Source organism: Pseudomonas artemisiae, from assembly GCF_057128685.1.
This window is the reverse complement of the sequence record NZ_JBSKHS010000017.1, coordinates 64,924-77,364: the sequence shown is the minus strand read 5'-3', so window position 1 is coordinate 77,364 and position 12,441 is coordinate 64,924. Positions and strand designations below refer to the sequence as shown.

The 12,441-nt window shown below is 58.9% G+C and carries 6 protein-coding genes; 4 read left to right on the top strand and 2 right to left on the bottom strand.

Annotation, left to right across the window (positions count from 1 at the left end; genetic code table 11):
* The first annotated feature begins 199 nt into the window (after positions 1-199).
* The 3 genes from recC to recD are packed head-to-tail and all read left to right on the top strand — an operon-like array spanning position 200 to position 9,386.
* Entirely contained in the window at positions 200-3,664 is a 3,465-nt protein-coding gene (recC, locus tag ACWKV4_RS17720) for an exodeoxyribonuclease V subunit gamma (protein WP_483833415.1), read from the top strand.
* The gene (gene recB / locus ACWKV4_RS17715; protein WP_483833414.1) at positions 3,661-7,356 is read left to right on the top strand and encodes an exodeoxyribonuclease V subunit beta; all 3,696 of its coding nucleotides are present in this window, start codon (positions 3,661-3,663) and stop codon (positions 7,354-7,356) included. The genes recC and recB overlap by 4 nt, the downstream gene beginning before the upstream one ends.
* Positions 7,353-9,386, top strand: a complete 2,034-nt coding sequence (gene recD, locus ACWKV4_RS17710; protein ID WP_483833413.1) for an exodeoxyribonuclease V subunit alpha — start codon at positions 7,353-7,355, stop codon at positions 9,384-9,386. The genes recB and recD overlap by 4 nt, the downstream gene beginning before the upstream one ends.
* 176 nt (positions 9,387-9,562) lie before the next feature.
* Here recD and ACWKV4_RS17705 read toward each other — a convergent pair whose 3' ends face one another.
* Positions 9,563-10,504, bottom strand: a complete 942-nt coding sequence (locus tag ACWKV4_RS17705; RefSeq protein ID WP_483833412.1) for an EamA family transporter — start codon at positions 10,502-10,504, stop codon at positions 9,563-9,565.
* Positions 10,505-10,614: 110 nt separating this feature from the next.
* Here ACWKV4_RS17705 and ACWKV4_RS17700 point away from each other — a divergent pair, with 110 nt between their 5' ends.
* Complete coding sequence (locus ACWKV4_RS17700; RefSeq protein ID WP_483833411.1) at positions 10,615-11,307, top strand: hypothetical protein; 693 nt, start codon at positions 10,615-10,617, stop codon at positions 11,305-11,307.
* A 116-nt stretch (positions 11,308-11,423) separates the two neighbouring features.
* Here ACWKV4_RS17700 and ACWKV4_RS17695 read toward each other — a convergent pair whose 3' ends face one another.
* A complete protein-coding gene (locus tag ACWKV4_RS17695; protein ID WP_483833410.1) occupies positions 11,424-12,347 on the bottom strand; it encodes a LysR family transcriptional regulator in 924 nt (307 codons plus the stop codon).
* Positions 12,348-12,441: the final 94 nt, after the last annotated feature.

Here is a 12,441-nt window from a genome sequence, read left to right as displayed (position 1 = left end):
TCCGCGGTCAGGGGTTTTGTCTGTGTGGCCTGAAAACACTCGAGCCCCTGTGTAGGAGCCAGCGGAGCTGGCGAACAGCGTTCTTCGCCAGCTCCGCTGGCTCCTACCGCAATCAGTGTGGCGCGCTGGGCTGCTACGGGCTAATCCCATACACTTCGTTTTAGCTCCTTGCCCGCTAACCTTCTACCAGGACAGTCGAATGTCAGTGACCGAAGCCGTAACGCCTGGCTTCATGGTGATCCATGGAAACCGTCCCGATGATTTGCGCAGCCTGGTCGTAGAGTGGATGCGGCGCTATCCACTGGCGCCCCTGGAAAACGAAGTAGCCCTGGTACAGAGTAATGGCATTGCCCAATGGTTGAAAATGGCGTTGGCCGAAGATCGCGATGCAGGGGGCTGTGGCATTGCGGCGGCAATCGATGTTCAATTGCCAGGTAGTTTTATGTGGCAGCTGTACCGCGCGGTCTTGGGGAAGGCGAGTATCCCAGAGACGTCCTTGCTGGATAAAACGCCTCTCACTTGGCGGTTGATGCGCTTGCTGCCAGTGGTTATGGCTGAGCCGGTGTTCGAGCCCCTGGCGCGATTCCTGGGCGACGACGCCGATATGCGCAAACGCTACCAATTGGCACAACGCCTGGCCGACCTCTATGACCAATACCAGGTGTATCGTGCCGACTGGTTGGAAGATTGGGCCCAAGGCGCCTTTCAATTGAGGGGGGCTCGCGGCCAAGTCGCGCCCTTGCCAGAGGCTAACCGTTGGCAGGCCGCGCTCTGGCAGGCCTTGCTTGAGGATGTAGGCAGTGAAGGCATGGCCCAAAGCCGGGCGGGTGTGCATAACCGTTACATGAGTGTTATCAGCACCGCGCAGGAGGCCCCCGCGGGGCTGCCCAAGCGAGTGATCGTATTCGGTATCTCCTCACTGCCTGCCCAACTGCTGCATGCGCTGGCCGGCCTCGCACGCTTCACCCAGGTGCTGTTGTGCGTGCACAACCCCTGCCGTCACCACTGGGCAGATATCGTTGCAGATAAAGACTTGTTGCGCCGGGAGTATCGACGGCAGCAGCGCAAGGCCGGCATGCCCTTCGAGATCAATGCCGAAAGCCTGCACCAGCACGCGCAACCCTTATTGGCCGCCTGGGGCAAGCAAGGGCGAGACTACATCAGCTTGCTGGACGAATTCGACCAACCGGATAGCTACCGCGGCGCGTTCAGCGACGGCAAGATCGACCTGTTCAGTGAAGGGGATACGCTCACCACTCTGCTCAGCCAGTTGCAGAACGATATCCTCGAACTGCGCCCGCTGTGCGAGTCTCGAGAATTATGGCCCCCAGTAGATCCAGAGACGGATGATTCGATTCGCTTCCACATCGCCCACAGTCCCCAGCGTGAAGTGGAGATACTGCACGACCAACTGCTACAGCGATTTTCGGCCAATGACAGCCTCAGACCCCGCGATGTGATTGTCATGGTGCCGGACATCAACGCTTACGCGCCCTACATTCGTGCGGTGTTCGGCCAGGTGCCTCGGGAAGACAAACGCTATATCCCCTTCACCCTCAATGACCAAGGGCAGCGCGGGCGTGACCCGCTGTTGATTGCCCTGGAGCACCTGCTGCAACTCCCCGATAGCCGCTTTGCAGTGGGCGAGATTCTCGACCTGCTGGACGTTCCGGCGTTGCGCGCGCGGTTTGGCATTCCAGAGCAATCCTTGGCTATTTTGCACGGTTGGATCGAAGGCGCCGGCATTCGCTGGGGGCTCGATGCCAGGCAGCGCAATGCTTTGGGCTTGCCTCAGGGAATGGAGCAGAACAGCTGGCGGTTTGGCTTGAGGCGAATGCTGCTGGGTTACGCGGTAGGGGGTGGAGAAGGCTTCGATGGCGTAGAGCCCTATGATGAAGTAGGTGGGCTGGATGCCGCGATGGTTGGGCCGTTGTATGCATTGGTAGAGCGCCTGGATGCCTGGTATCAAGTGCTGGCCAACCCTGCGTCGCCCGCCGAATGGGGCGAGCGTTTGCAACAGCTGTTGGTGGATTTCTTCCTGCCCGAAGAGGAGCATGCGCAGTACGTGCTTATTCAACTGGATGAGCTGCGCGATCAGTGGCTGCAAGCCTGCGAGCGAGTAGGGCTGACCGATGCGCTGCCTCTGACCGTGGTGCGCGAAGCCTGGCTGGCCGGGCTTGATCAAGGCAGCCTGAACCAGCGCTTCCTGGCCGGGTCCGTCAACTTTTGCACCCTGATGCCCATGCGCGCCATTCCCTTCGAAGTAGTGTGCCTGCTGGGTATGAACGACGGTGACTATCCGCGCGCCCAGCCACCCCTGGACTTCGACCTGATGGCTACGGACTATCGCCCTGGTGACCGCTCACGACGCGAAGACGACCGCTATCTGTTGCTGGAGGCCGTGCTCTCGGCGCGCACTCAGCTGTATATAAGCTGGGTAGGCCGCAGTATCCGTGACAACACCGAGCGCCCCCCTTCGGTATTGGTGGGTCAATTGCGAGACCACTTGGCCAGCGGCTGGCAGTTGCTTAGGGACGATGGCCATGGTGAAACCTTGACCGCCGCGTTGAGCATCGAGCACCCACTCCAGCCCTTCAGTGCCCGGTACTTCCAAGCCGGTGAAGCGCAGTTGTTCAGCTATGCCCGGGAGTGGCAGCGGGTACACGTGCCCGTACCCCTCACCGTGGATGAAGAAAGCCTGCCTGCCTACGAGCCCGAAGCGCCGATTGGGCCGGAGGTGCTGGCCAATTTCTTACGAAACCCGGTAAAGCATTTCTACACCCAACGGCTAAAAGTCTATTTCGAGCAGGTTCAAGGGGCTTTGGATGAAGCCGAACCTTTCACCCTCGACAGCTTGCAGCACTACGGCTTGAGTAAACATTTGCTGGAAGCCGCTTTACAAGGCACCGGCGCAGAACTTGATGATGTGCTACACACCCTGGCCAACCGCTTGCAGGCCGCTGGGCACTTGCCCATGGCCGGGTTCGGCGAGTTGATGCAGGCTGAGTTAATCGCCCCGTTGCCAGATTTGATCACCCGCTACCAAACGCTGCTAGCGCGCTGGCCACAGCCGTTGAACGGTACCTTACCCTTGCACGTCGAGGCCCATGGTGTGGTAGTGGATGGTTGGCTAGGCAGCGTGCATCAAGCAAGCGACCAGTCATTGCTCAGCGTGACCCTGGTGGCCAATGCCATCAATGCTAAGGGGGGTCGTAAATGGTCACGGCTTATCGACAGCTGGGTGCAGCATATACTGGCAAGCGCGCAAGGCTTGCCCTTGCACACCGCAGTCGTGGCCACTGATACCACCTTGCTGTTGCCGCCATTGCCACAGGCACAGGCCGCTCAAACCTTGGCAGACCTACTTCAAGCCTGGCGCCTGGGCATGACGCGCCCCTTGCCCGTGGCGCCGCGTACCGCCTTTGCGTTCTTAAGTGGTAAAGACCGAGACAGTGGCTTGAAGGCCGCGCAAGTGGCCTACGACGGCAGCGACTTTAACGCCGCGGTCGGGGAGCGTACACGGGACCTCTCCCTTGCCCGGCAATACCCGGATTTCGACGCGCTGACCCGGGACGAAACCTTCGAGGGCTGGGTTGCGACACTCTATCAACCCATGGTAGAGGCCCCCTGGGCAGATCTTCAGGCACAGGAGGATGCGCAATGAGCCAGGTAGCAACCCGCCCATTGGCGCTGACCTTCCCGCTACGGGGCAGCCAGTTGATCGAGGCCAGCGCCGGCACCGGCAAAACCTTTACGATCTCCGCGCTCTACCTGCGTCTGGTGCTGGGGCATGGCGGCGATAGCAAAGGCTTTGGCCGCGAACTGCTACCGCCGCAAATCCTGGTAGTGACCTTTACCGATGCTGCCACCAAGGAGCTGCGCGACCGTATTCGCACACGTTTGGCGCAGGCTGCGCAGTTCTTCCGTGATGAAATTCCCGCGCCGGATTCGCTGGTGCACCAGCTGCGCGAAGATTACCCCCAAGACCAATGGCCGGCTTGCGCCAGCAAGCTCGATGCCGCTGCCCAATGGATGGACGAAGCGGCCGTCTCTACCATCCACGGCTGGTGCCAACGCATGCTGCGCGAGCACGCCTTTGACAGCGGCAGCCTGTTCACCCAAACCCTGGAAACCGACCATAGCGAGCTGCTGGGAGAAGTGGTCCGCGATTACTGGCGGCAGTTCTGCTACGGCATGGTGGGCGACACCCTGGCGTGGGTACGGGAACATTGGAAGTCCCCTGCTAGCCTGCTCGCTCGGGTTAGGGCCATGCTGGGCGATGCCGGGCCTTTGGACAGTGCCGCCCACCCCGGCCAGCATATCGAAACCGGCTTACAGCAGCGGCTGGACGAGTTAACCCAGTTAAAACAGCCGTGGGGTGCCTGGGTTGAGGAAGTACGGGAACTGCTGCTGCAAGGCATTGCCACCAAGGCGGTGGACGCCCGTAAGCTGCAGGCACGGTACTTTGAGCCCTGGTTACAAAGCCTGGCCCAGTGGCACGAAGACCCAGATGCGCTGCATTTGGACATTGGCAAGGGCTTCGAGCGGCTTACGCCCGAGGGCATTGCCGAAGCCTGGAAGGCCGAGCCACCATCCCACGCTGCCTTCGAAGCCATGGCCACCCTGCGCGAGCGTTTGAAAAACCTTCCCGACCCCGGCGCGGATGCGCTTAACCATGCCGCTGCCTGGGTGGCTGCGCGCTTTGAGAGCGAGAAGCGCCGTCGTGCTGAAATGGGGTTCGACGACATGCTGCTGCGCTTGAACGCGGCCCTGCGAGGAGAGGCGGGCGAGGCCTTGGCGAGCCTGATCCGCGAGCAATTTCCCGTCGCGCTGATCGACGAATTTCAAGACACAGACCCGATTCAGTACAGCATTTTCGAGCGGCTCTACCGGATCGCCGACAACCTGCCTGAGCTGGGTATTTTCCTGATCGGCGACCCTAAACAAGCCATCTATGCCTTCCGTGGGGCGGATATCCACACCTATTTGCGGGCTCGTCGTGCCAGTGCTGGGCGCCTGCATAGCTTGGGCACCAACTTCCGTTCCAGTGATGCCATGGTCAGCGCAGTAAACCAGGTATTCGCCCAGGCCGAGCAGCGCGTTGAAGGCTGCGGGGCGTTTCTGTTCCGGGAAGGGGACGAGAATCCGGTGCCCTTCTTGCCAGTGGCCGCCCAAGGGCGCAAAGACCGCTGGCAGGTCGCGGGTGAAGATCAACCGGCCTTGACCTTCTGGGCGCTGGCCAGTGACAAGCCCGCGGCCAATGGCGCTTACCGGGATCAACTGGCGCCAGCGTGCGCCAGCGAAATCGTGCGCCTGCTGGAGCTGAGTAAAGTCGGCCGCTGCGGCTTCGCCCACACGGATGGCAGCCTTCGCCCTTTAGCGCCGGCAGATATTGCCATTCTGGTGCGTGATGGCGGCGAAGCCCGCGCGATCCGTTCCCAGCTCAGGGCGCGGGGCGTGCGCAGCGTTTACCTCTCGGACAAAGAGTCCGTATTTCACAGCCAGGAAGCCTTGGATGTGCTGGCCTGGCTACGCGCCTGCGCCGAGCCCGATGCGGACCGCCTGCTACGTGCTGCGCTGGCCAGCGTGACCCTGGCCCGCCCCTTGTCGGAGCTCGAAACGCTGAACCGCAATGAGCTGACCTGGGAAGCGCGGGTGATGCAGTTTCGCGGTTACCGGGCACTGTGGCGCAGCCAGGGGGTGCTCAGCATGCTGCGGCGGCTGTTACATGATTTTGACCTGCCGCTACGGCTCACTGGCCGTCCGGATGGCGAGCGAGTGCTCACCAACCTGCTGCACCTCACTGAGTTACTGCAACAAGCTTCCACCGAACTGGACGGCGAACAGGCCCTTATCCGCTATGTGGCAGAGCGTCTTAGCAGCACCCAGGACGGTGGTGAAGAACAGGTAGTCAGGCTCGAAAGTGACGAGCAATTGGTAAAAGTGGTGACCATCCACAAGTCCAAGGGCTTGGAGTATCCCCTGGTGTTCTTGCCCTTCATCTGTAGCGCGCGCCCGGTGGATGGCAGCCGGCTACCGGTGACCTGGCACGCGCGCGACGGCCAGGTACGGGTGTCCATGGCCCCCGACGACAATGCCATCGCGGCGGCGGATGACGAGCGCCTGGGGGAGGACCTGCGCCTGCTCTACGTGGCGCTGACCCGCGCGCAATATGCCTGCTGGCTGGGCGTGGCGGACCTCAAGCGTGGCCGGGAAAGCCGCTCAGCCCTGCACCGTTCGGCCCTGGGCTATCTGCTTGGCGGCGGCGAGCCCTTGGCCGAGTCTACCCAGCTGGACGCTTGGCTGACGGCTGTTCAAGGTGGCTCTGATGCATTGGCCGTGCAAGGCTTACCGACGGTGACCGACCACGTCTACGAGGCGCCGCGCAGCGAAAAGCGCTCGCAACCGGCGCGCGAACCGACCCGGCGCGCGGCAGAACATTGGTGGATCGCGTCCTACAGTGCGCTGCGCATCGCCGATGGCATAGACGGTGGAGGCCTGGCGCCAGACAGCCTACAGGCGCAAAACCTGGTGGATGATGAGCCCTTGAGCAACGTGCCTGTGCAGCTCACCTCTGCGGGCTCCATCCACCAGTTCCCACGGGGCCCGCACCCAGGCACCTTCCTTCACGGGTTGTTGGAGTGGGCCGCACGAGAGGGCTTCGGCACCCTGGCGGCCCAGCCGCAACTGTTGCACGACGCCATTGCCCGACGCTGTGCCACCCGCGGCTGGGCCCACTGGATTCCTACGCTGGAGCATTGGCTCAACGGGTTGCTCAACGTGCCCTTGCCGCTGGGCGAAGACCACCCGGTGCGGCTGGCCGACGTGGGCACGTACCGTTATGAAATGGAGTTCTGGTTCTCCAGCCGCGAAGTCGATGTGCACCGCCTGGATACCCTGGTGCGCCAGAACACCCATGGCGGAGCTGCTCGCGCCGCCGCCGAAGGGCATCGCCTCAATGGCCTGTTCAAAGGTTTTATCGACCTGTGCTTCGAACACGAGGGGCGTTATTACGTGGCCGATTACAAATCCAACTGGCTAGGCGCCGACGACGCCAGCTACTCGCCGCTGGCCATGGAGGAGGCCATTCTGGAACATCGGTATGACCTGCAGTACGTACTCTACCTGCTGGCGTTGCACCGCCAGTTGCAAGCCCGGCTGCCAGGCTACGACTACGACGAGCACATGGGCGGCGCTTTGTTCGTGTTCTTGCGCGGTTTGAGCGCGCGTACTCGGGGTGTGTACTTTAACCGGCCGCCCCGGGCGCTGATCGAGCAGCTGGACCTGTTGTTCCAAGGCAAACTGGGCCAGCCACAGGCGGGCGCTCAGGCGGATTTATTCGGAGGTAGCTTATGAGCGACAGTACCTTCGCCAGCTCACCCTTGGCATCCCCCGAAGGCTTGTTTCGGCTCTTGCGCCTGTGGGTGGCACGGGGCTGGCTGAGGCCTTTGGATGAGGCGCTGGTTCGGTTTTTCGCAGAGCGCGTGCCCAGTACAGACCCTCTCGTACTCTTGGCCACTGCCTTGACCAGCCACCAACTGGGCCACGGCCATGTCTGCCTGGACCTCGCTCAGGCCTTGCTAGAGCCGGATTTTGCGTTGTCGCTGCCGCCCGAAGGCGAAGCCAGCGAACAGAACGAAATACTGCCCTCCGTGGTGCTGGCCACGCTGGACCTGGCCACCTGGCAACGCAGCTTGCAGGGCTCTTCGCTGGTGGCCGAAGGCAATGGCACAGATACCGCCCGGCCCATGGTGCTCAAGGGCAACCGGCTATACCTGCGGCGCTATTGGAACTACGAGCGTGCCGTGGATGCTTCACTGCGTGGCCGCCTAAGCGAAGCGGCCGACGTGCCCGGCGACCTTACGCAACGCTTGGATGCACTGTTCCCGCCCCACGCCGAACAACCCGTGGACTGGCAGAAACTGGCCTGTGCCCTGGCTACCCGCGCCGCCTTGAGCATCATCACTGGCGGCCCCGGTACCGGCAAAACCACTACCGTGGTGCGCTTGCTGGCGTTGTTGCAGGGCCCTAGGGTAGAAGCCAACCGGCCCCTGCGCATCCGCCTGGCGGCCCCCACCGGCAAGGCCGCCGCGCGCCTGACCGAGTCCATTGGGGTACAGGTGCAAGGGCTGAACGTCGCCCAAGCGGTGAAGGCGCGCATTCCTACGGAAGTGACTACCGTGCACCGTTTGTTGGGCAGCCGGCCAGGGACGCGGCATTTCCGTCACCACCGGGGCAACCCATTGCCGCTGGATGTACTGGTGGTGGACGAAGCCTCGATGATCGACTTGGAAATGATGGCCAACCTGCTAGAAGCCTTGCCCGCCAACGCCCGCCTGGTATTGCTGGGTGATAAAGACCAACTGGCGTCGGTAGAAGCCGGCGCGGTACTGGGCGACCTGTGCCGCGATGCAGATCAAGGGTTCTACACCCTGCAAACCCGCGCCTGGCTCGAAGCCGTGGCAGGGCAAAGCCTGGCCAATGAGCCGCTACTTGAAGGCAGCGCCGATGAGCATCCCTTGGCGCAACAACTGGTCATGCTGCGCTACTCTCGCCGCTTTGGCGAAGGCAGTGGTATCGGGGAACTGGCCCGAGCGGTCAATCAACAGCGGCCAGAAGACGCCCGGCGGTTACTGGCCGACCGCGGGTTCACCGACATCGCCACTTGCCGCCTGCAAGGTGAACAGGATCACGCATTGGAGCGCTTGCTGCTCAACGGCGCGGCCAAGGCCGGCACCGGCGCCTTGGGTTACCGGCACTACCTCACCGTGCTGCGCGACCATCGCCCAGAGGCCACGGCACCACTCACCCACCCGGTATGGCTGGAATGGGCCAGCAGCGTGTTGCAGGCCTTCGACAGCTTCCGCTTGCTGTGCGCGGTGCGCAAAGGGCCCTGGGGCGTAGAAGCCGTCAACCAGCGCGCCACCCGTGCGCTCTACGCCAATGCCCTGATTGAAAGCGACCACCACTGGTATGAAGGCCGGCCGGTACTGATGACCCGCAACGACTACGGCCTGGGCTTGATGAACGGCGACATCGGCATCGCCCTACGCCTCCCAGAGGCCGAGGGCGCTTCCCAATTGACCCTACGCGTCGCCTTCCCCCGTAACGACGGCCAAGGCGGGGTGCGCTTCGTGTTGCCCAGCCGCCTGACAGACGTGGAAACCGTGTACGCCATGACCGTACACAAATCCCAAGGCTCGGAATTCGAACACACCGCCCTGGTACTGCCCGATGTACTCAACCCCGTGTTGACTAAAGAGCTGATTTACACCGGCATCACCCGCGCCCGCCGCTGGTTCAGCCTGGTAGAACCCCGCCCAGGGGTATTCGAAGAAACAGTAAGGCGCAGGGTGCGCAGGTTGAGTGGGTTGATGTTGGAGTGAAGGAATTGATCGCCTGAAGATAGGCCTAGGGGCCGGATATATAACCACTAAAATGGGATATATAAGGCCAAAGCTAGCATGTAAAACACGGTCTGCAGTAGAACGCTAGGGAGCCCATGCCCCTAGCGTTCTACTCCTAATTGCCTTTAAACGGCAAGCTGAAGCTCTCAGTGCTCTTAAGGTTTTTGGGAAAAAGGTATGAATTTTACGGATAATTCAGCTAGGCGTGAAGACATAATAAAGATGGCAAGCCCAACAAAAACTAGCAGAATAGCAAGTAATTGGAAGAGGCTAAGGTCTTCTCCAAAGAAAAGGTAGGACGTTAGCAAGCCACTAGCTGGAACAATAAGTGATAAAGGCGCTACAGTCGACGCAGGATACTTTTTCATCAGATTATTCCAGATGCGATAGCCAAAAATAGTCGTGATATAAGCCTGGAACAAAACCGAAAAGCTTGCACCCCAGGTTAGGTTTGATAGCAGATCTTCGAACGGGGAGAGACCTTTGGTTAGAAGGGTCAATAAAAATATTACGGGAAAGGAGAAAAGACTGGACCAGATAATGAACGCGAGCATGTCCGCTGGTTTTTTTATTTTTATTAAAATATTGCATAGTGACCATGAACAAGCTGCTAGTAATACGAAGAAAATTCCCAAGGTTGTCGATCGCGATTCTGATAAATATAATATCATCAAAAGTCCCGTGGCAGAGCAAACCATCCCGGCGATGTGCGCCCCATTAATTTTCTCCTTAAGTATTAAGCAGCTAATCAAAATGGTGAAGAAGGCGCTGAATTGTAAAAAAATGGAAGACATACCTGCTGAAAGACCATTGAACATGGCAAAGTTTACAACCCACCATAGCCCGGCGCCAAAGAGTGCCCCGTAAAGCAAAAGTATGCCGTAGGAAACATCTTTAGGTTTGGCAATAAAGAAAACACCTGGTATTGCACAAAAGGTGAATCTTAGAAAGGTAAGAATGAACGGGTCCATCGATTCTAAACCTAAACCAATAACTGAAAAATTGCTCCCCCAGATCGCAGTGACTAATATTCCTAAAATGAGGTCCTTGCTTTCTATTTTCATGTATTTCCCTTCGTTATTTTCGCTCTTTGCCATTTTTGGTCCGCCTTGTCAATAGGGGTATGCTCTCAAAAAAAGTTGACCTTCGTTTTATCTAGTCATAGGATTTGATTGCGCCACACATTGTCTAAGGAAGACGCAACGTAATGTTTAACGTAAATAAGCACAGACGGGAATATTTTTATGATTTTGTTACAATTGTTAAGGGGCTGATACCTTCGCCTCTTTGTGATTCGTTGGCAGATCGTGCTAATAGAGCTATCGAAGCAGATCGTGTTACATTGGTTCGGCACAAGGGGTTGGGCACGGATGCAGTTTCAGATATGGGAGGCGAATACTACCATCACGTATTCAGAGGCGATGACGTACGAAGAGAACTTCCGGAGCTGGTGGCGGTATACCATGCTATAATTCCGCTGGTTAGCATAGTTACCCATACCGACACCGTCGTTTCGCCTTATCCTGCATCCGATATAAATATCAAGGCGTATCCACCTGGCGGTGGTACCTTGGGCCTTCATTATGATACCAACGGGATCACGGTTTTGTTGTTCCTTACAACTAATAAGGAAGCACCTCTAAGGATACAAGTAGAACGTACCCATCCAAGTAAAAAAATGCCTTGGACAGAGTATCGCCAGATCTATGCCGAGAAGGGGGCCCTCCTTATAATGCAAGGGCGGAAAGTGCTTCATGATAGCGCTCCGACTGTTAATGAGCAAAAGCTGTCGGTGGTCTATAACTACTATGAGAGGCATGACACTTTTAGGCATGAGGATTTCGATGATTTTGTTTACTTCGGCAGCCAGCCGCGATCACTAGAATCCTCCAGTGTATAAAATAGTAATTTTATATTAAATTAGTTTAATGGTCGTGTGGCGCATTGCTGAGTCGCAATAATTTGTGACTCAGCTATAAGCTTTGCAATGACGTCATAGTTATGACGTTCTAAACGTTATATCCCCATCAACACCCTTCGCCTCAACTCCGTCTCCGCCCTGATGTAATCCCACAACAAAGTAATCCGCTTCAACTTCCTCAAATCCTCCCGGCAATACATCCAAAACTGCCGCGTAACAGTGACCTTTTCCGGCAGCACAAGCACCAGGTCCGGGGCTTCGTTGGCGAGGAAGCAGGGGAGGATGGCCAGGCCGTAGCCTTGGCGGGCGGCGATCATCTGCGCTACTACGCTGGTGCTGCGCAAGCGGGCGCTGGCGGCGGGAAGCAGGTGGTTGAGGTACAGCAGTTCGGCACTGAAGGCTAGGTCGTCCACATAGCTTACGAACGGATGGGCCGGGAGCTGGGCCAGTTCGGTAATGGGCGGGTGGCGGGCCAGGTACTCGGCGGTGGCGTACAGGCGCAGGCTGTAGTCAGTGAGTTTGCAGCACACATAAGGGCCGTGCTCGGGGCGTTCAAGGGCGATGACGATGTCCGCTTCGCGCTTGGACAGGCTGATGAAGTGGGGCAGTGGCAGGATGTCCACTGAAATGGCCGGGTACTGCTGTACGAACTGGCTGAGCAAGGGGGTGATGAAAAAGCTGCCAAAACCTTCGGTGCAGCCCATGCGTACATGCCCAGAGGGGGCAAGGCCAGAGCCGGTGACTTGTTCGCAGGCCATGTGCAGTGTGCTTTCAACGGTTTCGGCATAGCCCAGCAGGCGCTGGCCTTCATGGGTGAGGCTAAAGCCATTGGTGCGGGATTTTTCGAACAGCAGCGTGCCGAGGGCGGCTTCCAGCGCATTGATGCGCCGCGATACGGTGGTGTAGTCCACGCCCAGGCGCTTGGCCGCGCTGCTGGCCTTGCGCAGCCGCGCCACTTCCAGGAAAAACTTGAGGTCATCCCAGTTCAATCCCGCCAGGGACGTGATGTGTTTGTGCATGATGATCCGGCTTATATCTGCGTTTTTATTGGAAGTTTGCATACCTATACTGCAACCAGGCTGCACATGCCAGGTTTCACTACCCCACCTGCGA

Coding starts and splice junctions, on each gene's coding strand:
- recC (WP_483833415.1), top strand. CDS start 200: ATGTCAGTGACCGAAGCCGTAACGCCTGGCTTCATGGTGATCCATGGA.
- recB (WP_483833414.1), top strand. CDS start 3,661: ATGAGCCAGGTAGCAACCCGCCCATTGGCGCTGACCTTCCCGCTACGG.
- recD (WP_483833413.1), top strand. CDS start 7,353: ATGAGCGACAGTACCTTCGCCAGCTCACCCTTGGCATCCCCCGAAGGC.
- ACWKV4_RS17705 (WP_483833412.1), bottom strand. CDS start 10,504: ATGGCAAAGAGCGAAAATAACGAAGGGAAATACATGAAAATAGAAAGC.
- ACWKV4_RS17700 (WP_483833411.1), top strand. CDS start 10,615: ATGTTTAACGTAAATAAGCACAGACGGGAATATTTTTATGATTTTGTT.
- ACWKV4_RS17695 (WP_483833410.1), bottom strand. CDS start 12,347: ATGCACAAACACATCACGTCCCTGGCGGGATTGAACTGGGATGACCTC.